Consider the following 22,929-nt stretch of genomic DNA (forward strand, 5'->3'; position numbering starts at 1 on the left):
CCCGCGGGCGGCGGGTCAGGGGACGGGGAAGCGGGCGGTGATCCAGGTTCCCAGGCGGGTGGCGCGGGGGTAGGCGAAGTGGCCCCAGCTGGTCGAGAGGTTGTCGAGCAGGAGGAGGCCGCGCTGGCCTTCGGCCCAGTCCCAGGCGTCCGGGGTGCGCTTCGGGATGTGCGGGACGGTGGGGCCGCCCGGGTCGCCGACGACGAGGGTGAGGGTGCACTGGTCGCGCTGGTTGAGGAGCAGGCGGATGCGGTCGGGCTCGGTGTAGGCGTACTTGACGGAGTTGGCGAAGAGCTCGCTCGCGCAGAGCTGGACGGTGTCGACCAGGTCAGGTGGGAAGTCGGTGAGGTCGGTGGCGATGTCGGCGCGGACCCGGCGGAGCTGGGCGAGGTCGCTGCGGTAGTCGTGGTGGGCCCACGTGCGGGTCGGGATGAGGGTCGCGGTGTCCATCAGGCGGCCACCGCCTGGCGGCGCTGCTGGGCGACCCACCGGCGGGTGGCGTCGCGCAGGTCGGCGAGGTCGTCCGGGTCGGGGGCGAGGAGGTCGCCGGAAGGGACCGAGGCGGTCCAGCGGTGCAGGCGGGCCTGGGCTTCGGCCTGGACGCGGTCGCGCTCGTCTTCGAAGGCCCGGTAGTAGCCGCGCACGAGGGCGGCGTCGTCGGCCGGGATGTGCGCGCGGGGCGGAGCCAGGGGTGCGGCGGGGCGTGGAGCTCGCGCGGCCGGCGGGGCCGGGAGGGGCGCGTAGCGGCGGACGCGGGTGGAGCGGCGACGGCGCAGGACGGCGGCGCTGTGACGACCGCGCGCCGGGGTGAGGAGGGCTTCGAGGAAGCCCAGGGCACGGTTGAGGACGGCATGGATAGAATGAGCCATGTCGGCAATTCCTTGTGTTTAAAGGTTACAGGTTGCTGGCCACGGCCCCGGGCGCAAACGAGCGCCGCGGGGCCTCCGCTTTTGGAGGTTTGGAAAAAAGATTAGGGGGTGGAGGGAGGGGATGCCGACGATACTGAAGAGTAATATCAGTCGGAGGGTTGTTGCCGCAGGTAGGGGCCGGGGGAAGAACATTCGGAACCTGGACTTCCCGGAATGGCTTTGTCCGGGTTGGTGGCTTTTCTGGAGATATGAAAAACGGCCGACCGGGAGGACCGGTCAGCCGTTGTGCGGGAGGGTCGGGCTCAGTCGAGGGGCCGCTTCACGCCGTCCAGGAACGTCGTCCAGGCGTCCGCGGAGTACTCGATGTGGCCGAGGGGTCGGTTCTGGGTGTCCCGGACGAGCACACTGGCCCCCTCCGAAACCTCCACACAGCGGCCTTCAGCGGAGCTGTAGCTGCTCTTGTGCCACACGCGCCCGTCGTCATGTCTACTCATCGATGCTCTTCCTGATCGTCCTGACCAACTCCACGGTGGCGTCCAGCGACAGGGCGTCGGCCTGGAGGAAACCGAAGATGGTCATGCGCTGCTGTACCTTCTCCAGATCATCCATGAGCATCTCCCCGCCCGCGTACTCGGCGGAGGCCAGGGCCGGGGCGTCCGGGAAGGTGTAGACGCAGAACGGACCCGCCGAACCCGGGTGGCGCTGCGGTTCCGGCGGCATGCTCTGGAAGCGCAGCCGCCCCTCCTCCACCAGGGCGAGCAGGCTGTCCAACTGACCCGCCATGATCTGGCGGTCACCCATCACACGGTTGAGTACCGAGGCCTCCACCACCATGGACACGAGCGGGGGATGGTCCTTGTAGAGGATCTCCTGGCGCTGCATGCGCGACTCGACCATGCGCGTGACCTCCGTCGGTGAGGTCCACGGGGATGCGTCCTGGATCGCCACGCGGGCGTAGTCCGGGGTCTGGATGAGCCCCGGGAACAGCAGGCACTGGTACTCGCGCAGCTCGGACACCCTGCCTTCCATGAGCGGAACCCGCTCGTACCACTCGGGCAGCTGTTTGGGCGCGTTCGCGTTCTTCCACACCCTGTGGAAACGCCCGTTGGCGTCGAGTGCCTGGTCGAGCCTGAGCGCCTGGTCCTCGGTCATGCCCCGCTTTCCGTGTTCCCACGCGGAGATATGTGCCGGAACGACGTTGATGTCCGGTGCGAGTTGGGCCTGTTTCAATCCCTTTCTCTGCCGGAGCGCCGTGAGTTCCTCACCGACCCGCCGCCACTTGGCCTTGCCGCGCTTGTCCATGCGCATCGTTCCTCAACCGAGAAATGACCGGGAAAACCATTGTCCGTCGATCCCGATACCTCGCGCAACCGCTATTGCCATTCTGTCGCCACCCCTGTTCTTTCCCTGGCGCGCGGCTCCCGTCCACTCCAAGGTGTTGACCAGCCGGAAGACCGGGACGGGAGAAGCGGATGGGATCAGTGATCCGGATGGAGACGTTCAGGGACGGCGCGGGACACGGACGGCACGAAGTCGTCCCCCCGCCGCTGCCTCGCAGGTCGTGCGACCCGCAGGACCGCGCGCCGATCGTGCTCGACCGTAGGACGGAGAGCAGGGGGCACGCCATGGTCGTGGCCGGCGTACCGGAGGAGGCCCGGATGCTGCGCTACCGCCTGGGCTCGCTGTCGGGCCTGCCCGGCGAGAAGCGCCATCTGCTGCGCCTGCTGGCCGGCGAGCTGTTCACCAACGCGATCACGCACACGCGCAGCGGCCGACCCGGCGGCCTGGTGACCGTCACCGTCTTCCGGCTGCCGGGCCGGGCGCAGGTCAAGGTGACCGACGAGGGACCGCTGGACGACGAGGCGGCCACGCCCTGCGTCCGGCCGCGCGACCCCGAGCGGGTGGGCGGGCTGGGCCTGCGGCTGGTCGCCCTGGAGGCCGACCGGTGGGGCGTGGTGCACGAGGGGCGCCGGACCACCGTGTGGTTCGAGATCGACCGAGACGGTGTGCCCGTCGCCCCCGATGTGATCCGATCCTCCGATATGTGACCTACACCGTGTCGCGCCGGCGCCGTCTTGGATAGCGTTTGCCGGGTCTGACCAGAGCTTTCGTCGGGGGGCGCCCCTTGTCCGGGGTCATCATCGGGTTCGGTGTCATCACCAGCGTCGTCGTGATCGGCTACCTGCTCGGGCGGCTCCCGATCCTCGGGCCCGGCGCCAAGGAGGTTCTCACCAAGCTGGCGTTCTACGTGGCCAGCCCGGCGCTGTTGTTCACCATCCTGGCCGACGCGGACCTGTCGGTACTGGTGTCCGGCCCCGTCCTGGTGACCGTGCTCAGTGTCGTGGCGGTGGCGGCCGTCTTCGTGACGCTCGGCCTGATCCGGCGCTGGGGCGTCGGCCGGACCACCGTGGGCGCCCTGGCGTCCGGATACGTGAACGCGGGCAACCTCGGCATCCCGATCGCCTCCTACGTGCTGGGCGACGCCTCCATGGTCGCCCCGGTGCTCCTGCTCCAACTGCTGGTGATCACCCCGGTCAGCCTGACGATCCTGGACCTGCACACCGGCGACGTGCGCGGCCTCGGGCCGGTGCTGCGGCGGGCGCTGGGAACCCCCGTCCGCAACCCGGTGGTGATCGGGTCCCTGGCGGGCGTGGCCGTCTCGGCCTCCGGCTGGGTCCCGCCCGCGCCGCTGATGGAGCCGTTCGAGCTGATCGGCGGCATGGCGGTACCGGCGATGCTGCTGGCCTTCGGGATCTCCCTGCACGGCAGCGGTGTGCCCGGGCGCGGGCCCGAGCGCGGCCCGGTGCTGCTGGCGGTCGCGTTGAAGTCGGTCGTCCAGCCGCTGGTCGCCTGGGCCCTGGGCGCGCTGGTGTTCGGGCTGGAGGGCGCCGCCCTGTTCGCGGTGGTGGTGCTGGCCGCCCTGCCCACCGCCCAGAACGTCTTCACCTACGCGTCCCAGTTCCGTACGGCGGAGGTGATGGTGCGGGAGGTGGTCCTGATGACCACCGTCCTGACGATCCCCGTCCTGTTCACCGTCACCTTCCTGCTCGGTTGACCCCCGGGGCTGAGTCCCGCCTGCGGAACCGGCTGTCTCATGGGTCTCCGCAGACCTACAAGTCCCACCAGCAACAGAATCGGTCACCCGGCAGGAACGGCCGCGCCCGCGTACCCTCCCCCTATGGGACACCGTCACCCGAGCCAGCTGAAGAACCCCGACATCGCCCATGCCCGCGCCCGATGGCTGCTGCGGGCCGAGTTGGCCGGATGCGAGGAGTGCAGGGCCGAGGGTGACCGGGACGCGCTGGCCGACCTGGCCGAGGGCGGCGTGTTCGACTCCCTGCTGACCGGGTTCATCCTCGCCCGCGTCCCCCAGTGGTTCACACCCGGGCATCCGCAGACCTATCCGGCCACCGCGCACGGCCTCGCCCCGCTGGACGAACGCGATTTCTGGCACTCGCCCACGCAGGACTGTCTGCGGGTGTGCACGGTCGACAAGCGCGGCAAGGACGTCGACACGCGGCCGGCGCTGCGGGCGCTGCGCCTCATGCCCTCGGTGCACCGGACGCTGGTGCTCGACGACGTGATCGACGGGCTCTCCGAGACCGAGGTCTGACCCGCCGCCGCGCACACGGCCCCCGACCTTCCGCCCCGGCACCACCCCCCCCGCCCCGGCTCCCGCACACGGAGCGGCCCCGCCCCCGGACGGTGGAGGCGGGGCCGGTCCCTGGTGCGGTGATCCGCGCCGGATCCGCTCAGGAGTCGAAGGGCACGTCCTCGATCTCACCGAAGGGACCGGCGCGCAGCGTCAGCTCCGACACGTCCTCCGGCGGGGCGGCGAAGACCGCGATGAGCTGGTAGGTCTTGCCCGGTTGCATCTCGTGGACCTCCTCGGCGAAGCCCGCGTAGGACCGGCCGCCGAAGTGCATCAGCGTCACGTAGCGCACCAGGTCGGTGTCCGGCTCCAGGAGCTGGAACCCGCCCAGCGCGCCCTGGCTGAACTCGGCCGGGCCGCCGGGGTTCACGGCGTCCTCGCCGCCCATGTCCGGCAGGACCGGCTCGTCGCCCGTGTTGGTGAGCGTGACCGTGCTGATCACGTAGGCGCCGTCCCTGCGCAGCGGGTGCACGTCGAGGCGGACATCGTCCTCCTCCGTCGAGGCCACGACCTCGCTCGTGTCGTCCTCGACGAACGGCGCGGGCGGGAACACGTGCCGCTCGCTCGAACCGAGCAGCCCGTCCTCGCGGCCACTGGTCGACTCGTCGTCGTTGGAGCGGTCCACCCGGTAGGAGAACTCCACCCGGCGGTTGCGCGCCCGCGCCTCCTCGTCGTCCTCGCCGCCCTCCCGCGCGATCAGCTCGGTGGCGCCGCGGCCCTCCACGCCGAAGTCGAACCCGTCGCCGAGCTCGTCCGACAGGACGTCGCGCACGGTCTCGGCCCGCTCCTCCGACAGGTCCTGGTTGTAGTCGTCGGTGCCCCGGCCGTCGGTGTGGCCGATGACGGTGACCTCGGGGGCGTCCGGATCGATGTTGCGCTCCAGGGAGCGCGCCGCCTGGCGGACGACCTCCTCCGCCTCGGCCGTGAGGTCGGCGGAGTCGAAGTCGAACATCACGTCGGCCTTCAGGGCCACGGTCTCGGTGTCGCCGTCGCGGGTGGTGGAGGCGACGTCGGAGTCGACGAAGCTCTCCATCTCCCCGACCACCTCCTGGGCGCCCGGCCCGGGGCGCCGGTTCTCGAACTCGACGGTCTCGCCCGCCTCGGGGCCGGTGGCCACCATGTCGGCGCCGTTGGGGTCCTCGGGGTCCGGCTGCTCCTCGTCCACGTCCACGACCGGGATGCCGGTCATGGCGCCGAGACCGCTGCCGACAAACGTCACCTGCGTGACCTCGTCCGGCAGGCGGGGGAAGTAGCGGCGGTACTGGTTGATGGCGTCGACCTCGACGGGGTAGAGGCCGCCGGGCCGGGGCGCGACCGAGCCGTAGATGTCCCCGTCCTCGTCGGCGAGCTCGCCGTAGGCCCGGCCGCTGACCGGGTCGATGAGCGTGCGCGGCATCGTGAGGTTGCGGTTGGTGCCCTGGAAGTGGTCGGTGTAGGTGTTCTCGTAGTAGAGCACCGTGTAGTCGTCGGTGCGCTCCAGTCCGGTGACGGCGAAGCGGAGCGTGGCGTCCTGTCCGGTGTCCTGGAAGATCTGGCCCTCGCGGGTGTAGGGGAAGGCGATGTCGACCGAGGCGGCCCGGGGGTCCTCGATCTCCGGCGACGACGACGGGTCCGACGAAGCGGGCTGTTCGGGGCCCTCGCCGCGCGTCCCGGCGAGGTCGCGGGCGACGCCGCAGCTCGACAGCGCGAGCGCCGCCGCGCTCATCGCGGCGGTCAGGGCCAGCGCCCGCGCCGCGGTGGTGTGCGCTCGTGCGGCCATGGGGGAAACTCCCTTCCTCGTTCTCTCCACAGCACTTAGGACATCCGCAACACTGTGTTGGTTCAAGGAAAGTCAGTGTTCATTTCCGTCGGTGTCTCCCGCACCGAAGACGGCTGGACCTGCGGGCCCCACCCGCATAGTCCCCACGAACCAGGCCGAACCGCCACCTGGCCCTGGCCCGGGACCACTCCGCCGCGCCCCGCCCGGCTCGGTTCGGCTCGGCTCGGCACGGCTCGGCCCCGCCCGGCTCGGCGGACGGTCCCGTGAGCAGGGCGATGGCCAGGCCATGTGTCGGTAAAAGTCGCACAGGGAACACTGACCGACAGGGACCCGCCCCCTCCCCCTTGCGGGGCGGGTCCCCGTCGCACCCCGGCCGATGGCCCCTCCACCGCGCTCCGACCACCGCGCTCTGCCCACCGCGATCCGGGCACCGGCTCGGGAGCCGTGGCTCGGCCCGCGCCCACCGCACCCCGGTGCGAGGCGGCCCCCACGGCCGGTTCCAGCCACCCGGACCGCCGGCATCCGCCCAGGTCGTGGCCGCCGGTGGTGCCAGCACCACCGCCGCTGGGGCGACAGTGCTCCTGCACGCGAGGTGGGCCGTTCCTAGCCTTGGCGCGCGCTTTCGCGCACTCACGCGCACCCACGCGCCGAACAAGGGGAGACGACCCATGCCCGCACGACCATGGACGGCCGCGGCGGTGGCCGCCTTCCTGGCCGTCACTCCCCTCCCCACCGCGACGGCGAGCGCGACCCCGCCCGTGCGGCAGACCGCCTCCGCGGACCCGCAGGAGTTCCTCGACACCCGCCTCCCCGAGCTCCTGGCGGACTACGGCGTCCCCGGTCTCGTGGCGACCGTGGTGGCCGACGGCGAGCAGGTCGCCCTCACCGGGGTGGGCGAGTCCGACACGGTCGAGGGCACGGCGGTCGATCCCGCAGGGGACTCCTTCGCCGTCGGCTCGCTCTCCAAGACCTTCACCGCGCTGGCCCTGCTCCAGCTCGTGGACGAAGGGCTCGTCGACCTCCACGCGGACGTCAACACCTACCTGCCCGAGGCCGCCAGGGTCCCCGACACCCATCCCGGCGCACCGGTCACTCCGCACCACCTGCTCACCCACACCGCGGGGTTCTCCGACCCGGCGGTCGGCGAGATCGCGTTCGATCGCGACGACCTCCTGCCGCTGGCCGAGCACGCCGCCCGCTCGAACGCGCCCCGCTCCTACCCGCCCGGGGAACTCGTCGCCTACTCCAACCACGGCTACAACCTGGCGGGTCTCATCGTCGAAGAGGTCTCGGGGCGGCCGTTCGCGGACCACACCGCCGAGCACGTCTTCGCGCCGCTCGGCATGGACGGTACCGCGTTCGACCGGCTCCACGCGCAGGACGGCGACCACCCCGTCCCACCGGGTCACGGAGGCGACGGCGGGCCGGTCGTGGAGCACTACGCGGGAGGCGGGCCGTCCGGGCTCGCGGTGGCCACCGCCCCGGACATGTCCCGGTTCCTGCTCGCGCTGCTCAACGGCGGTGAGCTGGACGGGACCCGGGTGCTGTCGGAGGAGTCGACGGCCGCGATGCTCGACCGTCAGGCGGGCGACGCCCCGGGAGTGGCCGGACCGGGGTACGGCACATGGGAGACCCGCCTGGACACCCCCAGGATCGTCGGCCACGAGGGCGACCTCACCGCCCAGCACGCGGCTTTCGCGATCGTGCCCGAGACGGGGACCGGCTACTTCCTGGCCTACAACGGCAACCCCGCGGCCGACGCGCCCGACGACGACCTCCGCACGGCGTTCCACGACGCCTTCACCGAGGCCTTCGCACCCGCGCAGGAGCAGGAGGCGCCCGCGACCGGTCGTGCTTCCGACGCCCCGCCCGAAGGCGTGTACCGGAGTGCCCGGCGCATGTCCGAGGGCCCCGGGCGGCTCCTGGAACTGGGGTCCTGGACGCGGGTCCGCACCGCCGACGACGGCGCCGTGGTGACCAGCGGGTTCCTGGGTCCCCGACAGCGCTGGCTGCCGGTCGGCGCCGGCGTGTACCAGGAGGAGGGCGGCACGGACCGGGCCGGGTTCTTCCGGACGGCCTCCGGCCTGGACGCGCTGTCCACGGACTCCCAGCCCACCAGCGCCTACGAGCGCGTGGACACCTGGTGGAGGTCGCCCGCCCTGCACGCGGTGGTCGCCGTGGCCGCGCTGCTGGTCCTGCTCACCGTGCTCGTGTGGCCGTGCACCGCGCTGGTCCGGGTCCTGCGGAGGCGTCCCGCCCCGAAGGGTTCGGGGGCCGCGCGGTGGGCGGCCGGACTGGCCGCCGCCGGAGCGTTCGGACTCGTCGCCATGGCGGTGGTGCTGATGGCGAGCGAACCTGAACTGGTCTCCGTCCTGGGCCAGACGGGGTCGGTGGTGCTCACCGTTCCGACGACGGCGGGCGCGGTGTTCGCCGTGACCGCGTCGGCGGCCACGGCGGTGGCCTGGCGGCGCGGATGGTGGAGCGCGGCGGGGCGGATCCACCACACGCTGGTGGTGCTGGCCGCGCTGGCCTTCACCGGGGTGGCCGCGGCCTACGGCCTCATCTGGCCGCTGCTGTGAGGACCGCGTCCCCGGACCGGCACCGGCCGCTGTGCCGGCCGCGTCCCCTGACCGGCGGGCCGCTGTACCGCCCGCTGTGAGGACCGCGTCCCGAGCCGGCTCCGGGCCCGGGACGCGGTCGCCGCCGTCAGCCCCAGGCCAGGGCGGTCAGCTCGGGGTCCTCCAGCGCGGTGCCGATGTCGCGCAGCACCTTGGAGCCCAGCTCACCGTCGACCAGGCGGTGGTCGAAGGACAGCGACAGCGTGGTCACCTTCCGAACCGCCAGCTCGCCCTCGTGCACCCACGGCATGTCCCGGATCTGCCCGAAGGCCAGGATCGCGGCCTCGCCCGGGTTGATGATCGGGGTGCCCGCGTCCACGCCGAACACGCCGACATTGGTGATCGTGATGGTCCCCTGCGACATGTCCGCCGGGCTCGTCTTGCCCGCGCGGGCGGTGTCGGTGAGCTCCTTGAGGCTCGCCGCCAGCTCGGGCAGGGTCTTGGCGTCGGCGTCCTTGATGTTGGGCACCACCAGACCGCGCTCGGTCGCCGCGGCGATCCCCAGGTTCACGTAGCCCTTGACCACGATCTCCTGGTTGTCCTCGTCCCAGGAGGCGTTGACGTCCGGGTTGCGCCGGATGGCCATGAGCAGTGCCTTGGCCACCAGCAGCAGCGGGGACACCTTGACGTCGGCGAAGTCCGGTCGGGCGCGCAGCCGCGCGACCGCCTCCATGGTCTTCGTGACGTCCACCTGGAGGAACTCGGTGACGTGCGGCGCGGTGAACGCGCTGCCCACCATCGCGGCGGCGGTGTGCTTGCGCACGCCCTTGATGGGCACCCGCCGCTCACGGGCCGAGCGGTCGGTCGCCGCCGCGGGCGCGGCCTGCGGCGCCGCCTCGGCCGGCGCCTGGGGCGTCTGGGGCGCCTGGGCCGCGTCGGCGGCGGCCCGGACGTCCTCGCGCGTGACGATCCCGCCCGTGCCGGTGGGCGTCACCGAGGCCAGGTCCACGCCCAGGTCCCGGGCGAGCTTGCGCACCGGCGGCTTGGCCAGCGGACGGCCCGACGCCGGAGCGGGGGCCGCGGGCGCGGCCACCACACCCGGGGTGGCCGGTTCCGCCGCGGGCACGGGCTGCTCGGACTCCGCCGTCTGCTGCGCGGGCGCCACGGTGGGCGCCGGCGGCGAGGCCGGACCCGAGGGCGTGGGCCGACGGCGGGCGCGGCGCTGCGTGGAGGCCGCCTTCTCGCCGTAGCCGACCAGCGGCTTCTCCCGCTTCTCCTCCTCCTCGGCGGCCGGAGCCGCCTCGGAGGCCGCACCGGAACCACCGGCCGGGGCGTCGCCGCCGGAGCCGTCGTCCACGGTGATGATCACCGTGCCGACGTCCACCGTCTGCCCCTCCTGCACCAGGAGTTCGTGGACGGTCCCGGCGTACGGGCTGGGCAGCTCGACCACGGCCTTGGCCGTCTCGATCTCGCAGATGTTCTGGTTGACGACGACCTCGTCGCCCGGCTTCACGAACCAGGTGAGCAGCTCGGCGTCGACGAGGCCCTCGCCGACGTCGGGCAGTCTGAACTCCCGCACGCCGCCCGTGGACGGCGCGCTCTTTTGAATCCCCATGTTCTTCGGTCTCCCCGATCCCCTAGTACGCGAACGCCCGGTCCACACCGTCCAGAACGCGGTCAAGGTCCGGAAGGTAGTGCTCCTCCAGACGAGACTGCGGATACGGCGTGTCGAAGGCGGCAACACGGATCACCGGCGATTCCAGGTGGTAGAAGCACTCCTCGGTGACACGGGCGGCGATCTCTCCGCCGGGGCCGCCGCTGAGCGGTGCCTCGTGCGCGACCACCAGTCGACCGGTGCGCTTGACCGACTCCACGATGGTCGGGTAGTCGACCGGGGACAGCGAGCGCAGGTCCACCACCTCGATGGAGTGGTCGGTGTCGGCCTCTGCCGCCTGGAGGGCGGTCTTGACCATCGGACCGTACGCCAGGAGCGTGACGTCCGTGCCGTGGCGCGCCACGCGGGCGGCGCCCATCGGGGTCGCCTCCTCGATGGGGGCGGCGGTGTCGACCTCGGCCTTCTCGTAGTAGCGCCGCTTGGGCTCGAGGAAGATCACGGGGTCGTCGGAGCGGACGGCCTGCTGGATCATCCAGTAGGCGTCCTCGGGGTTGGCGACGGTGACCACCCGCAGGCCCGCGGTGTGCGTGAAGTACGCCTCCGGGGACTCGCTGTGGTGCTCCACCGCGCCGATGCCGCCGCCGTAGGGGATGCGCATGACGACGGGCATGCTGAGCTTGCCCGCCGAACGCCGGCGCATCTTGGCCAGCTGGGTGAAGGTCTGGTTGGCGGCCGGGAAGAAGAAGCCGTCGAACTGGATCTCGACCACGGGGCGGTAGCCGCGCATGGCCATGCCGATCGCGGTGCCGACGATCCCCGACTCCGCGAGCGGGGTGTCGATGACGCGGTCGGCGCCGAAGTCCTTGTACAGGCCGTCGGTGACCCGGAAGACACCGCCGAGCTTGCCGACGTCCTCGCCCATGACCAGGACCTTGGGGTCGTGCTCCATGGACGCGCGCAGGCCCGCGTTGATGGCCTTGCCGATCGTGAGGTTGGTTCCCATGGCCTAACGGCCCCCTTCGGCGCCGGCACCCTCGAAGGAGGCGAGGTACTCGGCGAACTCGGACCGCTGCCGGTCGATCTGGACGTTGGGCTCCGCGTAGACCTCATGGAAGATGTCCAGCGGCTCGGGGTCGACCAGGCCCCGGCACTCGCTGCGGACCTGCTCTCCGATGGCCTCGGCCTCGGTGTCCACGGACGCGAAGAACGCCTCGTCGGCCAGGCCGTTGTTCTCCAGGTACCGGCGCACGCGCAGGATCGGGTCCTTGGCCTTCCACTCGTCGAGCTCGGCCGACGCGCGGTAGCGGCTGGGATCGTCGTTGGTGGTGTGGGCGCCCATCCGGTAGGTGAACGCCTCCACGAGCGTGGGGCCGTTGCCCTCGCGGGCGTTGTCCAGCGCGGCGCGGGTGACGGCCAGGCAGGCCAGGACGTCGTTGCCGTCCACGCGCACGCCCGGGAAGCCGAAGCCGGCGGCGCGCCTGTAGATGGGTACGCGGGACTGGCGCTCGGTCGACTCCGAGATGGCCCACTGGTTGTTCTGGCAGAAGAAGACCACGGGGGCGTTGTTGACCGCGGCGAAGTTGAACGCCTCGTTGGTGTCGCCCTGGCTGGTGGCCCCGTCGCCGAAGTAGGAGATGACGGCGGTGCCGTCCTCGCCCACGGCGCCGTCGCGCTGGACGCCCATGGCGTAGCCGGTGGCGTGCAGCGCCTGGCTGCCGATGACGATGGTGTAGAGGTGGAAACCGTGCTCGTGCGGGTCCCAACCGCCGTTGGTGACTCCGCGGAACATACCGAGCAGTTCCTTGGGAGCGATGCCGCGGCACCAGGCGACGCCGTGCTCGCGGTAGGACGGGAAGGCCATGTCGCGCTCGCCGAGCGCACGGCCGGAGCCGATCTGGGCGGCCTCCTGGCCGAGCAGGGACGCCCACAGTCCCAGTTCGCCCTGGCGTTGCAGGGAGACGGCCTCGCTGTCGACCCTGCGCACCAGGACCAGGTCCCGGTACAGCGCGCGGATCTCCTCCGCGCTGATGTCAAGGGGGTAGTCGGGATGCCCGGCCAGTTCCCCTTCTGGTGTCAGGAGCTGGATGAGCTCCGGCTCCTCGTGCGCGGTGGTATCCGACACGTCGCTCCTCGGGTACTCGGGGCCGAATTCGCGTTGGTGAACGCTGATCGGCCGGATCACGGTCCGCCCACCCGGGGGTGGTGGGTGGAGGCGGACAGCCCTCCCCACATCGTGACAGACCTCACTATGGGGAGCGCAAGCCCCCAGCGTCACCTTTTAACTTGTCGGACCCATGATCCACGACGTCCGGCCGACCCGTTTACCAGGGCTTCCTAGCACATACAAGGTCGTCCGACTACTTTCCGGCAACGAGTGCGGGCCGGGTGGACCGGACGGCCGGCGGTCGCCCCCGAGCGACAGGGGACGGCGCCGGGAGGCCGCGCGGCGGCGGCCCCTGGCCCCGGATGAGCGCGGCCCGTAGGCGGCCGCGGCTCCTGGGTGTCGGCGCTGGTCGGGTGTCGGCGCCGGGGAGGTGGCGGCGCCGGGGAGGTGGCGGCGCCGGGGAGGTGGCGGCGGCTCCTAGGTGGCCGCGGCCTCGGCGGGCACGCGCATGCCGCGCTCCCGGCCGTAGTCGGCGAGCATCTCGCGGAGCTGGCGGCGGGCCCGGTGCAGACGCGACATCACGGTCCCCAGCGGGGTGCCCATGCGCGCGGCGACCTCCTTGTAGGCATAGCCCTCGATGTCCACGAGGTAGATGACCTCCTGGAACTCCTCGGGCAGCCGGGCGAGCGCCTGCTTGATGTCGGAGTCGGGCAGGTGGTCCAGGACCTCGTTCTCGGCCGAGCGCATGCCGGAGGACGTGTGCGCCTCCGCGGCGGCGAGCTGCCAGTCCTTGATCTCGTCCGTGGTCTCCTGCCGCGGCTCGCGCTGCTTCTTGCGGTAACCGTTGATAAAGGTGTTGGTCAAGATCCGGTACAGCCAGGCACGAAGGTTGGTGCCGGCTCGGAACTGGTGAAAATTGGCGAAGGCCTTTGCGAACGTCTCCTGAACGAGGTCTTCTGCGTCGGCCGGATTGCGGGTCATCCGCAGGGCCGTCGGGTAGAGCTGGTCGGCGAACGGTGTGACCGCGGTGGCGAAGTCGAGCGTCTGCTCGTCGTCACGGGTCTCACCGGTCGTGGAGGTCTGGTCCAATGCGATAGTCGCCAAGATTCCCCCTCGGGACGACCGGACGATCACTTCCACCCTGTTAGACGCCGCCACACGCTTCTAATGATGACATCTATCCGAGTGATTCGAGTCACGAACGTACCGAAAGCGTCGCCAGGCCCGTTAAGTGTCGGGTAAAGAAGCCGTGCGTCCCCGCTACCCGGCCGCGGCGGCTCGCAACCCCGCTCGCGACCCCGGCGTCCCGGCGTCCTCGCGCACGCGCTCCGGGGGGCTGTCGGGCGGCTCCCGGCGGCGCCGCGGCGCGCCGTGTCGTACGCTTACGTCGCCCCCTCCGACCAGTCAGGAGTGGCGCCCGCCCGTTCATCGGCAGGCGAGTCCGGCATACCCCGTTTTCTTGTGGAGGACCCTGTGGCCCGCGTCGTGGTTGACGTCATGCTCAAGCCGGAGATCCTGGACCCCCAGGGCCAGGCGATCGCCGGTGCCTGCTCCCGGCTGGGCTTCGAGGGGGTCGCGCAGGTCCGCCAGGGCAAGCGCTTCGAGGTCGAGGTCGAGGGCGAGGTCGACGACGCCAAGCTGGCCGACGTCCGCCGCCTGGCCGAGACCGTCCTCGCCAACACCGTCATCGAGGACTTCGAGGTCCGCGTCGACTCCTGAGGCTTACCCGCGCGCCGCGGCCACCGTCGCCGCGTCGAACGGCACGGCGCCCCGCGCCGGATTCCGACAGCCGTGTCCTCTAACGGACACGGCTGTTCGTTTTGCCGCAGCGAGTGTCGGGAAGGTCTCCTACAGCGACAGCCGATCACGACAACGGAGCACGCGAGGTGCATGCATGGACGCCGCTTTCTCGCTCTCCCTCCCTCGTCAGGCGCACACGGTCGCCGTGGTCCGCGACGTCCTCGGCACTCTCCTGCTCCGCGCGGGGCTGTGCCGCGAGTGCGTGGACGACCTTCTGCTGGCCTCCTCCGAGGCCTGCGCGAACGCGGTCGAGTACGGAACGCCGGCACGCGAGTACGTGGTCGAGGCGGACCTCGACGACGACTGGTGCGAACTACGGGTGTCCCATCCGGGCCGGGCGCCGGACGACTCCGAACTCGCCGCCCGGTTCACCCGCGAACGCCCGCCCCTCCCCGGCCTCGAAGCAGAGTCGGGCAGGGGCATTCTCTTGATGCGCTACCTCATGGACGAGGTCGCCTTCCGGGGCGAACCGCGCACCACGGTGCTGATGCGCAAGCACATCACCCGCTGCGAGCGGCCTTCGATGGGTGAACACCGGATTCCGGAGATGCGCTACGCCACTCTCTGACCACCGGGAACAGGCCCGGTCCGCAATCCCCCGCACCTGGACTCGCCACACCTCGCGTACCGTCCGCGCGAGGTGTGGCGTTCGTCCGCCCACGGGGTGACGCGCGCCACGACTCTCGTCGGGTCGCACACCACACCCCCGCCGCCAGGGCTCCGCGTTCGGAGGATCCTCCAGGCCGGACCCCCCGACCGGGGGTGACCGTCGTACCCGACTACAGGTGAGCGGGTACGCTGCGGAGTGCGGACGCGCCGTCGACCGGGCGTGTTCCGTGGAGCCGGCAACGCCTCCACGGCGCGCGACCCAGGACTGCACCGAAGTCTCCCTGCCGAACAACCGATGCCTCCCCCCGCGCGGGGGATGCGCCTTCCCGGAGTGTGCTCATGACAGCCCGTGTGGGTGTCGTTACCTTCCCAGGCTCCCTCGACGACAAGGACGCCGCGCGCGCCGTCGCGCTGGCGGGCGCCGAGCCCGTCGCCCTCTGGCACGCCGACGCCGACCTCAAGGGCGTGGACGCGGTCGTCCTGCCCGGCGGGTTCTCCTACGGCGACTACCTGCGCTGCGGCGCCATCGCCCGGTTCGCTCCGCTCATGTCCGAACTGGTCCCGGCCGCCCGCTCGGGCGCCCTGCCGGTCCTGGGCATCTGCAACGGCTTCCAGATCCTGTGCGAGAGCCACCTGCTGCCCGGCGCGCTCACCCGCAACTCCTCGCTGCGGTTCGTCAACCGCGACCAGGTGCTGCGCGTGGAGAACACCTCCACCGCGTGGACCAACGCCTACAACGAGGGCCAGGAGATCCTGGTGGTGCTCAAGAGCGGTGAGGGCAGCTACGTCGCCGACGAGGCCACCCTCGACGAGCTGGAGGCCCAGGGCCGGGTCGTGGTCCGCTACGTCGGCGGCGACCCCAACGGCTCGCGCCGCGGCATCGCCGGGATCACCAACGAGCACGGCAACGTCGTCGGCCTGATGCCGCACCCCGAACACGCGGTCGAGGCCCTGACCGGCCCCTCCACCGAGGGGCTCGGATTCTTCTCCTCGATCCTCGCCCGACTGGCCGCCGGTACGCCGGTGCGCGCCTGACCCGCACCTCGACTGGGGGACGAACCGATGAAGGCACTACTGCGCTCGCGAAGGACGATGGCGGTCCTGGTGGGGGTGGTCGTCGTCGGCCTCATCGTGTCGGCCGCCGCCGGCCTCTTCCAGGCCTTCGCGACCGCCCCGGCGGTCCCTCCGCTGGAGCAGACGCAGGGGCAGGAGGGCGGCCCTCAACCGGAGGAGCCGCCCGCGGCCTCGGTGCTCGGCGAGGCCCCCGACGGCCTGAGCTACACCTCCGGTGAGAACGACGTGTACTGCGAGGAGCTGGAGTGCGTCCGGCTCGTGCGCGTCCTCACCGAGGACGGCGAGACCACAGAGGACACCGAGGCCACCGTCCAGGAGGTCTACGACCACCTCCTGGCCAACGACTGGCTGATCATGCTCCCCGAGGGCGTGGAGTCACCCGACGACGTGCCGCTCGAACAGACCGTCCTGACCGACCAGGAGGTCATGGTCGCCGACTCCTCCCAGCACGAGGACGAGGAGACCCCGGCGGTGCTCATGGTCGGCAACTCCACCCAGGCGGGCTCCTGACCACGACCTTCCGCGCCGGTCGGCGGACGCCACGGCTCGGCTCACAACCGCACATCCCGAACGGAACCACGCATGTCTGAAGTCCCCGGTCCCGACACCGTCGCCGCGGCGCACAGCAGCCCGGACACGCCACAGCCGTACGCCGAACTGGGCATGGCCAAGGACGAGTACGAGCGGGTCCGAGAGATCCTGGGCCGCCGGCCCACGTCCGCCGAACTGGCGATCTACTCGGTCATGTGGAGCGAGCACTGCTCCTACAAGTCGTCCAAGGTGCACCTGCGCCAGTTCGGCGAGAAGGCTCCGGAGAACGACGCCCTGCTGGTGGGCATGGGCGAGAACGCGGGCGTCGTCGACGTGGGCGACGGCCGCGCCGTGACGTTCAAGATCGAGTCGCACAACCACCCGTCCTACGTGGAGCCGCACCAGGGCGCGGCCACCGGCGTGGGCGGCATCGTCCGCGACATCCTCACCATGGGCGCGCGGCCGGTCGCGGTCATGGACGCGCTGCGCTTCGGCCCGGCCGACGCCGACGACACCAAGCGGGTGCTGCCCGGCGTGGTCTCGGGCATCTCCTTCTACGGCAACTGCCTCGGTCTGCCCAACATCGGCGGCGAGATCGGCTTCGGGCCCGGCTACATCGGCAACCCGCTGGTCAACGCCCTGTGCGTGGGCGTGATGAAGCACGAGGACATCAAGCTGGCCCAGGCCCCCGGCCCGGGCAACAAGGTCGTGCTCTTCGGCGCCACCACCGGCCCGGACGGGATCGGCGGCGCCTCGGTGCTGGCCAGCGCCACCTTCGACGACGAGTCGCACGCCAAGCGGCCCAGCGTGCAGGTCGGCGACCCCTTCATGGAGAAGCTCCTCATCGAGTGCAGCCTGGAGCTGTTCGCCGAGGACATGGTCGTGGGCATCCAGGACCTGGGCGCGGCGGGCGTGTCCTGCGCGACCACCGAGCTGGCGGCGGGCGGCACCGGCGGCATGCGCATCCAGCTCGACCGGGTGCCGCTGCGCGACCACACGCTCACTCCCGAGGAGATCCTCATGAGTGAGTCGCAGGAGCGCATGATGGCCATCGTCGAGCCCGCCAAGATGGCCGACTTCCTGGCCGTGTGCGAGAAGTGGCAGATCCTGGCCACGGAGATCGGCGAGGTCACCGACGTCACGCCCGAGGAGGCCGAGCGCGGTGGCCGCCTGGTGATGACCTGGCACGGCGAGACCGTGGTGGACATGCCGCCGCGGACCGCCTCGGACGAGGGCCCGGTCTACGAGCGCCCGTACGCGCGTCCGGCGGCGCAGGACGCGCTCCAGGCCGACGACGCGGCGGCGCTGCCGCGGCCGGCGAACGACGCCGAGCTGCGCGAGCAGGTGCTGCGCGTGCTGGGCGCGCCGGGCGTGGGCGACCCGACGTGGGTCACCCAGCAGTACGACAGCTACGTGCGCGGTGACACGGTCGTGTCCACGCCGCACGACTCCGGCATGATCCGCATCGCCGACGACTCCCACCGGGGCGTGGCGCTGGCCACGGACGGCAACGGCCGCTACACCCGGCTGGACCCGTACGCGGGCACGCAGCTGGCGTACGCGGAGGCGTTCCGCAACGTGGCGGCCACGGGCGCGCGCCCGCTGGCGGTCACCAACTGCCTCAACTTCGGTTCCCCGGAGGACTCCGGGGTGATGTGGCAGTTCGCCGAGGCCACCCGTGGCCTGGCCGACGCCTGCCTCCAGCTGGGCACGCCGGTGACCGGCGGCAACGTGAGCTTCTACAACCAGACCGGCGACGTGGCGATCAACCCGACGCCCGTCATCGGCGTGCTGGGCGTCATCGACGACGTGCGCACCCGGCTCCGGAGCGCGTTCGACACCGAGGGCGCCCGGGTGTTCCTGCTGGGCGAGACCCGCGAGGAGTTCGGCGGCTCGGCGTGGGCGGACGTGGTGCACGGCCACCTGGGCGGCCTGCCGCCGCAGGTGGACCTGGCCGCGGAGGCCGCGCTGGGCGAGGTACTGGCCACCGCCGCCGACCGCGGGCTGGCCGCCGCCGCGCACGACCTGTCCGACGGCGGCCTGGCGGTCGCGCTCGCCGAGTCGGCGCTGCGCGGCGGGCTGGGCCTGCGGGTGTCCGTGGACGGGGACGCGTTCACCGCCCTGTTCAGCGAGTCCGCCGCCCGCGCCGTCGTCGCGGTGCGCCCGGGTCAGGAGAAGGCGTTCCTGGCGCTGGCGGGCGACCACGGCGTCCCGGTCGCGGAGATCGGCACGGTGGGCGGCGACGCCCTGGCGGTCGCCCACCCGGGTGGCGCGGTGCAGATCCCGCTGGAGGAGCTGCGCACCGCCTACGAGTCGGCTCTGCCGGCCCTGATGGACGGCGTCTAGGACGCGGTAGGACCTGATCGGCCGGAGCGGGGGCGCTCAGTGGGGCGCCCCCGCTCCGTCATGTCGGGTGGAAGGAGGCGACCGGTGACCAGGCCACGGCTGGTGACCGCTCTGGTCTCCCCGGCGACCACCTGGTCGAAGACGTCATCGATGTCGCGTTGGAGTTCCGTGACCGAGATCCGGCGCTCCTGATCGTTCCCCATCGGGATCCCACTCCTCCGACAGCGGTGTACCGCATCACCGGCTCAACCGACCTTCATCTGCCCGTCGCCGAAGTCCGCGACGATGACCAGCGTTCCGTCAGGTAGATCTCGTAGAGCCGTTCGGGTATCGCGGTCCGATACCAGGACGTTCAAGCACCAGGATCGCTTGGTCGACCAACGCGTGCGACTTCCTGTCCATCGCATAGAGCTCATCCAAGAACCCCGCGGCGTCCTCGGTCATGAGAATCTCCCATGTCCCCAAGGCCCCTCCAAGCACCCGACTACGCCGTTTTAAGGAAACCCTCAAGTGACTTTCCCGGATGTGGGGCGGGTTCGCGGATATTCGGGGCGGTAGAACGGGAGGGAGACACGAAGGAGGGAACGCCATGCGACGGGGCAGGTTGAAGGGGCCGCTGGGCAGCCATGACCGGCCGGCGAGCGCGCTCGGGTTCCGCCTGGTCCTGGCGGTGTTCGGGGCCGTGGTCCTGCTGGGCGGCACGATCGCGGCGCTGCTCTGGACGAGCGAGACCTGGCTGGTGGTCCTGCTGGCCGTGGGGTTCGTGGCCGCCTGCGCGAACGTGTTCTGGGTGAGCCGCCGGCTGCGCTACGAGCGCCCGCGGCCCTGACCCGGGCCGCAGGCGCCCGCACGCGCACACGGCGGCGCAGGAGCAGAGCCGCGCGCACACGGCGCCACACGCACGGCGCCGGGCCGGGGAGCGTTCTCCCCGGCCCGGCGCCGGCCGCGCGGATCCGGCTCAGCCCACGGGCTCGAAGTCCTCGGGGATCCACGGCCGCCAGACGTCCGGGTTCTCCTCCACCCAGACCTCGGCCGCGTCCGTGGGGTCCATGCCCTCGTCGGCGATCATCCGCGCCACCTCGTTCTGGTCCGCGTTCGTCCACGTCCAGTTGTCCAGGAACTGGTAGGCGGGGTCGCCCGTCTCCACGAAGCCGGCCCGGAAGATCTTGTTCAGCTCGTAGGCCGGGTAGTCGCAGGGGACCTCGTCCAGGTCCGCGTCACACCCTTCCTCGTAGTCCGGGAAGTCCACCCGGACCAGGTCCAGCTCCTCGTGGAGCCACTGCGGATCGTAGAAGTAGAAGAGCACTGGCTCCTCGTTGGCGTACCGCCGCCGGACCTCGGTGATCTGCGAGGCCTCCGAACCGGCGTAGACGATCTCCAGGTCCAGGTCGAACGCGTTGATCATCCCCTGGTCCTGGGTGACGAACCCGGGCGCACCGCTCAGGAACTCGCCCTGGGCACCGGTCTCGGCGGTCTGGAACAGGTCGGTGTGCTCCTTGAGCCCCTCCATGGTGGTGATCTCCGGGTACTCCTCCTCCATGTAGGCGGGGACGTACCAGCCGATCACCCCCTCGTTGCCGTTGGGGCCGCCGTCGACCACGGTGCCGTTGCCCCCGGGACCGTAGAGCTCCATGAGGTCCTCGTGACCCCAGTTCTCCACGATCACGTCCAGCACGCCCTGGTCCAGGGCCTGCCACGACGGCTGCTCGTCCACCCGCATCAGCTGGACCTCGTAGCCCATCTCCTCGCGCAGGATGTAGGCGAGCACCTCGGCGCTGGCCTCGTAGCCCACCCATCCGTTCAGGGCGATGCGCACGGTGTTCGGGTCCCGGGCGATCTGGTCGGTGCGCACAGCGCACGCGCTCACCATCACCAGTGCCAGCCCGACCGCCAGCAGCCGGACCAGGGCACCCTTCCTCATGAACCTAGGCACGGGGTGCCCTCCTTCCCTGCGTCACACGGTCCAGGAACAGGCCCAGGCACACGATCGCCAGGCCGGAGGCCAGACCCAGTCCGAGCTGGTTCTGTGCCAGGCCGAACACCACGTCGAACCCGAGCGATCCGGCGCCGACCAGCGCGCCCATGACGACCATGGACAGCACCAGGATGATCCCCTGGTTGACGGCCAGCAGCAGCGAACCGCGGGCCATCGGCAGTTCCACCTTGCTGAGCAGCTGCCACCGGGTGGACCCCTGCGACAGCGCGGCTTCCTTGGTCTGCGCCGGGACCCCGCGGATCCCGTCGTTGACCAGGCGGATGACCGGCGGGAGCGCGAAGATGACCGCGGCCACCAGCGCCGGCACGCGGCCGATGGTGAACAGCGCGACCGCCGGGATCAGGTAGACGAACGGCGGCAGGGTCTGCATGGCGTCCAGGATCGGCCGCAGGATCGTCGCGAACACGTCGCTGCGCGACATCAGCACGCCGACCAGAACGCCCAGGGCGATGGTGATCACCGACGCCACGAGCACCTGCGACAGCGTGTCCATCGCGTTGACCCACACGCCCAGGAGCCCGATGGCCACGAACGACGCCGCCGAGATGGCCGCCGCGCGCCACCCGGCGAAGATCTGCCCCAGAGCCGCGGCCACGATGACGACCAGCCACCAGGGCGACCCGGTCAACAGAGCGGCGAGCGGGGACAGGACCACGTTGAGCGTCCATGCGGACAGGGCGGCGGTGTACGCTCCGATCCCCTCCTGCAGGGCGTCGTAGGCGGCGTTCACCGGTGTGCTCAGGTCCACGGACAGCTCGCGCGGCCAGCCGCGCGCGCCCAGGGCCCGGGCGGCGGTGACCGCGACGATCACCACGATCAGTCCGGCGCCCAGCACCGGAAGCCGGAACCGGGGCGGGATGTTCGGCGTGTGCGCCCCGTGGCCCACGGCGCCCGTCACCCGGTCCATCGCGATCGCCAGCATGACGATCGCCAGACCGGCCTGGAAGGCCTGGCCGACGTTGACCTTGGCCAGTGCCTGGAAGATCGCGTCACCCAGACCGCCCGCGCCGATGACCGACGCGATGACGACCATGGAGACCGCGAGCATGATGGTCTGGTTGACGCCCAGCAGGATGGTGCGCTTGGCCAGCGGCAACTGCACCTTGGTGAGGACCTGCCAGGGCGTCGATCCGAGCGACGTCGTCGCCTCCACCGCGCCCTTGGGCACCTCGCGGATGCCCAGCGCCGTGATGCGCACGGCGGGCGGGATCGCGTAGACCGCCGTCACCACGGCCGCCGCCGGGTTGCCGATGCCGAACAGCAGCACGAACGGCAGCAGGTAGGCGAACGCGGGCATGATCTGCATGAAGTCCAGGACCGGGCGGATCCCCCGGTAGAACACCTCGCTCCGGCCGGCCAGGATGCCCAGCGGGATGCCGAACACCAGCGCGATGAGCACCGAGGTGATGATCAGCGCCAGCGTGGTCATCGACTCGTTCCACAGCCCGGTCAGCGCGAACACCGCGAAGGTGGCCAGCACCAGCAGGGCCACCCGCCATCCGGCCACGCGCCAGGCGCCCAGGACACCGATGACCGTGACGCCCGCCCAGGTGAGCAGGTCCAGGACCCGGTTGATCAGGACGACCGCGGAGCCCAGGCCCACCGAGACGTAGTTGAAGCCGTACAGGAACAGCGGGCTGTCGTTGCGGTTCTCGACGATCCAGGCGTAGATGCCGTCGAGCCAGCCCATGAAGCGGTCGCCGATGTCGGTCGGGAACGGTCCCGCCCAGGCCGGGGAGCCCAGCGCCCGGAACACGGAGAACCCGATCACGAGCACCGCGACGGCGGCCAGTGCCTGCAGCCAGCGGCTGGTCAGCACCTTGACCGCTCCGCCGGGCTCACGGGGTCCCGCGGCACCTGCGACCTCTCCGGACCCGCCGGTGGCGGGTCGGGTCAGCGCGGCCATGTCACCCACCGTCCCCGGTCGGAGCCGGACCACCGTGGCCGGTGGGGTTCGCGTAACCGCCCGGGGCGTTCCCGCGCGCCCCGCTCTCCTGAGGACCCGCGGACCCGTCG

General features: G+C 71.4%; 22 protein-coding genes. 10 read left to right on the forward strand and 12 right to left on the reverse strand.

Annotated features, from left to right (window positions below):
- Positions 1 to 15 precede the first annotated feature (15 nt).
- From DFP74_RS09480 to DFP74_RS09495, 4 genes are all read right to left on the reverse strand, one after another.
- Positions 16 to 450 carry an ATP-binding protein gene (locus DFP74_RS09480; RefSeq protein WP_121181350.1) on the reverse strand — a complete coding sequence of 145 codons (435 nt, stop codon included), beginning with the start codon at positions 448 to 450 and terminating at the stop codon, positions 16 to 18.
- Positions 450 to 869, reverse strand: coding sequence for a hypothetical protein (locus DFP74_RS09485; protein WP_121181351.1), 420 nt, complete (start codon positions 867 to 869; stop codon positions 450 to 452). The genes DFP74_RS09480 and DFP74_RS09485 overlap by 1 nt, the downstream gene beginning before the upstream one ends.
- Positions 870 to 1,171: 302 nt before the next feature.
- Positions 1,172 to 1,363, reverse strand: coding sequence for a DUF397 domain-containing protein (locus DFP74_RS09490; protein ID WP_121181352.1), 192 nt, complete (start codon positions 1,361 to 1,363; stop codon positions 1,172 to 1,174).
- Entirely contained in the window at positions 1,356 to 2,171 is an 816-nt protein-coding gene (locus tag DFP74_RS09495) for a helix-turn-helix transcriptional regulator (protein ID WP_158612985.1), read from the reverse strand. Before DFP74_RS09495 ends, DFP74_RS09490 begins: the two co-directional genes overlap by 8 nt.
- Positions 2,172 to 2,341: 170 nt before the next feature.
- Here DFP74_RS09495 and DFP74_RS09500 point away from each other — a divergent pair, with 170 nt between their 5' ends.
- The 3 genes from DFP74_RS09500 (at position 2,342) to DFP74_RS09510 (ending at position 4,482) form a co-directional block, all read left to right on the forward strand.
- Complete coding sequence (locus DFP74_RS09500) at positions 2,342 to 2,917, forward strand: ATP-binding protein (protein WP_233570895.1); 576 nt, start codon at positions 2,342 to 2,344, stop codon at positions 2,915 to 2,917.
- Positions 2,918 to 2,994: 77 nt separating this feature from the next.
- A complete protein-coding gene (locus DFP74_RS09505; RefSeq protein ID WP_121181354.1) occupies positions 2,995 to 3,924 on the forward strand; it encodes an AEC family transporter in 930 nt (309 codons plus the stop codon).
- Between the two features lie 123 nt (positions 3,925 to 4,047).
- A complete protein-coding gene (locus DFP74_RS09510; protein ID WP_121181355.1) occupies positions 4,048 to 4,482 on the forward strand; it encodes a hypothetical protein in 435 nt (144 codons plus the stop codon).
- A gap of 139 nt (positions 4,483 to 4,621) precedes the next feature.
- Here the strand turns inward: DFP74_RS09510 and DFP74_RS09515 are convergent, their stop codons facing one another.
- Complete coding sequence (locus tag DFP74_RS09515) at positions 4,622 to 6,280, reverse strand: OmpA family protein (RefSeq protein ID WP_121181356.1); 1,659 nt, start codon at positions 6,278 to 6,280, stop codon at positions 4,622 to 4,624.
- Between the two features lie 668 nt (positions 6,281 to 6,948).
- Between DFP74_RS09515 and DFP74_RS09520 the strand changes: the two genes are divergently transcribed.
- Positions 6,949 to 8,859, forward strand: coding sequence for a serine hydrolase (locus DFP74_RS09520; RefSeq protein WP_158612986.1), 1,911 nt, complete (start codon positions 6,949 to 6,951; stop codon positions 8,857 to 8,859).
- 127 nt (positions 8,860 to 8,986) lie between these two features.
- On the opposite strand, the gene DFP74_RS09525 is transcribed toward DFP74_RS09520, so the two are convergent.
- From DFP74_RS09525 to DFP74_RS09540, 4 genes are all read right to left on the reverse strand, one after another.
- Complete coding sequence (locus DFP74_RS09525) at positions 8,987 to 10,453, reverse strand: dihydrolipoamide acetyltransferase family protein (protein WP_121181358.1); 1,467 nt, start codon at positions 10,451 to 10,453, stop codon at positions 8,987 to 8,989.
- A 22-nt stretch (positions 10,454 to 10,475) separates the two neighbouring features.
- Positions 10,476 to 11,456, reverse strand: a complete 981-nt coding sequence (locus tag DFP74_RS09530) for an alpha-ketoacid dehydrogenase subunit beta (protein WP_121181359.1) — start codon at positions 11,454 to 11,456, stop codon at positions 10,476 to 10,478.
- A 3-nt stretch (positions 11,457 to 11,459) separates the two neighbouring features.
- Positions 11,460 to 12,575: a pyruvate dehydrogenase (acetyl-transferring) E1 component subunit alpha gene (gene pdhA / locus DFP74_RS09535; RefSeq protein WP_121181360.1), complete on the reverse strand. Its 1,116-nt coding sequence runs from the start codon at positions 12,573 to 12,575 to the stop codon at positions 11,460 to 11,462.
- A 459-nt stretch (positions 12,576 to 13,034) separates the two neighbouring features.
- Entirely contained in the window at positions 13,035 to 13,646 is a 612-nt protein-coding gene (locus tag DFP74_RS09540) for a sigma-70 family RNA polymerase sigma factor (RefSeq protein ID WP_370013496.1), read from the reverse strand.
- A gap of 384 nt (positions 13,647 to 14,030) precedes the next feature.
- Between DFP74_RS09540 and purS the strand changes: the two genes are divergently transcribed.
- The 5 genes from purS (at position 14,031) to purL (ending at position 18,917) form a co-directional block, all read left to right on the forward strand.
- A complete protein-coding gene (purS, locus tag DFP74_RS09545) occupies positions 14,031 to 14,276 on the forward strand; it encodes a phosphoribosylformylglycinamidine synthase subunit PurS (RefSeq protein ID WP_121181362.1) in 246 nt (81 codons plus the stop codon).
- A 175-nt stretch (positions 14,277 to 14,451) separates the two neighbouring features.
- A complete protein-coding gene (locus tag DFP74_RS09550) occupies positions 14,452 to 14,925 on the forward strand; it encodes an ATP-binding protein (protein ID WP_121181363.1) in 474 nt (157 codons plus the stop codon).
- Positions 14,926 to 15,305: 380 nt separating this feature from the next.
- Positions 15,306 to 16,001 (forward strand): phosphoribosylformylglycinamidine synthase subunit PurQ, encoded by a 696-nt coding sequence (purQ, locus tag DFP74_RS09555; RefSeq protein ID WP_121181364.1) that lies wholly within the window; start codon positions 15,306 to 15,308, stop codon positions 15,999 to 16,001.
- Positions 16,002 to 16,028: 27 nt separating this feature from the next.
- Positions 16,029 to 16,550 carry a hypothetical protein gene (locus DFP74_RS09560; RefSeq protein ID WP_121181365.1) on the forward strand — a complete coding sequence of 174 codons (522 nt, stop codon included), beginning with the start codon at positions 16,029 to 16,031 and terminating at the stop codon, positions 16,548 to 16,550.
- A 72-nt stretch (positions 16,551 to 16,622) separates the two neighbouring features.
- Complete coding sequence (gene purL / locus DFP74_RS09565; protein WP_121181366.1) at positions 16,623 to 18,917, forward strand: phosphoribosylformylglycinamidine synthase subunit PurL; 2,295 nt, start codon at positions 16,623 to 16,625, stop codon at positions 18,915 to 18,917.
- Here purL and DFP74_RS09570 read toward each other — a convergent pair.
- The gene (locus DFP74_RS09570) at positions 18,914 to 19,120 is read right to left on the reverse strand and encodes a type II toxin-antitoxin system Phd/YefM family antitoxin (RefSeq protein WP_121181367.1); all 207 of its coding nucleotides are present in this window, start codon (positions 19,118 to 19,120) and stop codon (positions 18,914 to 18,916) included. The genes purL and DFP74_RS09570 overlap by 4 nt on opposite strands.
- Before the next feature lie 386 nt (positions 19,121 to 19,506).
- Between DFP74_RS09570 and DFP74_RS09580 the strand changes: the two genes are divergently transcribed.
- A complete protein-coding gene (locus DFP74_RS09580; RefSeq protein WP_121181368.1) occupies positions 19,507 to 19,746 on the forward strand; it encodes a hypothetical protein in 240 nt (79 codons plus the stop codon).
- Between the two features lie 129 nt (positions 19,747 to 19,875).
- On the opposite strand, the gene DFP74_RS09585 is transcribed toward DFP74_RS09580, so the two are convergent.
- Both DFP74_RS09585 and DFP74_RS09590 read right to left on the reverse strand, forming a co-directional pair.
- On the reverse strand, positions 19,876 to 20,838 hold the full coding sequence (locus DFP74_RS09585) for an ABC transporter substrate-binding protein (protein WP_121181369.1): 963 nt from the start codon (positions 20,836 to 20,838) through the stop codon (positions 19,876 to 19,878).
- A 4-nt stretch (positions 20,839 to 20,842) separates the two neighbouring features.
- Entirely contained in the window at positions 20,843 to 22,819 is a 1,977-nt protein-coding gene (locus DFP74_RS09590) for a proline/glycine betaine ABC transporter permease (protein WP_121188152.1), read from the reverse strand.
- Between the last annotated feature and the right edge of the window lie 110 nt (positions 22,820 to 22,929).

Origin of the sequence: Nocardiopsis sp. Huas11 (assembly GCF_003634495.1) — a bacterium.
Classification (GTDB): Bacteria; Actinomycetota; Actinomycetes; order Streptosporangiales; family Streptosporangiaceae; genus Nocardiopsis.

Coding starts and splice junctions, on each gene's coding strand:
- DFP74_RS09480 (WP_121181350.1), bottom strand. CDS start 450: ATGGACACCGCGACCCTCATCCCGACCCGCACGTGGGCCCACCACGAC.
- DFP74_RS09485 (WP_121181351.1), bottom strand. CDS start 869: ATGGCTCATTCTATCCATGCCGTCCTCAACCGTGCCCTGGGCTTCCTC.
- DFP74_RS09490 (WP_121181352.1), bottom strand. CDS start 1,363: ATGAGTAGACATGACGACGGGCGCGTGTGGCACAAGAGCAGCTACAGC.
- DFP74_RS09495 (WP_158612985.1), bottom strand. CDS start 2,171: ATGGACAAGCGCGGCAAGGCCAAGTGGCGGCGGGTCGGTGAGGAACTC.
- DFP74_RS09500 (WP_233570895.1), top strand. CDS start 2,342: ATGGGATCAGTGATCCGGATGGAGACGTTCAGGGACGGCGCGGGACAC.
- DFP74_RS09510 (WP_121181355.1), top strand. CDS start 4,048: ATGGGACACCGTCACCCGAGCCAGCTGAAGAACCCCGACATCGCCCAT.
- DFP74_RS09515 (WP_121181356.1), bottom strand. CDS start 6,280: ATGGCCGCACGAGCGCACACCACCGCGGCGCGGGCGCTGGCCCTGACC.
- DFP74_RS09520 (WP_158612986.1), top strand. CDS start 6,949: ATGCCCGCACGACCATGGACGGCCGCGGCGGTGGCCGCCTTCCTGGCC.
- DFP74_RS09525 (WP_121181358.1), bottom strand. CDS start 10,453: ATGGGGATTCAAAAGAGCGCGCCGTCCACGGGCGGCGTGCGGGAGTTC.
- DFP74_RS09530 (WP_121181359.1), bottom strand. CDS start 11,456: ATGGGAACCAACCTCACGATCGGCAAGGCCATCAACGCGGGCCTGCGC.
- DFP74_RS09550 (WP_121181363.1), top strand. CDS start 14,452: ATGGACGCCGCTTTCTCGCTCTCCCTCCCTCGTCAGGCGCACACGGTC.
- purQ (WP_121181364.1), top strand. CDS start 15,306: ATGACAGCCCGTGTGGGTGTCGTTACCTTCCCAGGCTCCCTCGACGAC.
- DFP74_RS09560 (WP_121181365.1), top strand. CDS start 16,029: ATGAAGGCACTACTGCGCTCGCGAAGGACGATGGCGGTCCTGGTGGGG.
- purL (WP_121181366.1), top strand. CDS start 16,623: ATGTCTGAAGTCCCCGGTCCCGACACCGTCGCCGCGGCGCACAGCAGC.
- DFP74_RS09570 (WP_121181367.1), bottom strand. CDS start 19,120: ATGGGGAACGATCAGGAGCGCCGGATCTCGGTCACGGAACTCCAACGC.
- DFP74_RS09580 (WP_121181368.1), top strand. CDS start 19,507: ATGCGACGGGGCAGGTTGAAGGGGCCGCTGGGCAGCCATGACCGGCCG.
- DFP74_RS09585 (WP_121181369.1), bottom strand. CDS start 20,838: ATGAGGAAGGGTGCCCTGGTCCGGCTGCTGGCGGTCGGGCTGGCACTG.
- DFP74_RS09590 (WP_121188152.1), bottom strand. CDS start 22,819: ATGGCCGCGCTGACCCGACCCGCCACCGGCGGGTCCGGAGAGGTCGCA.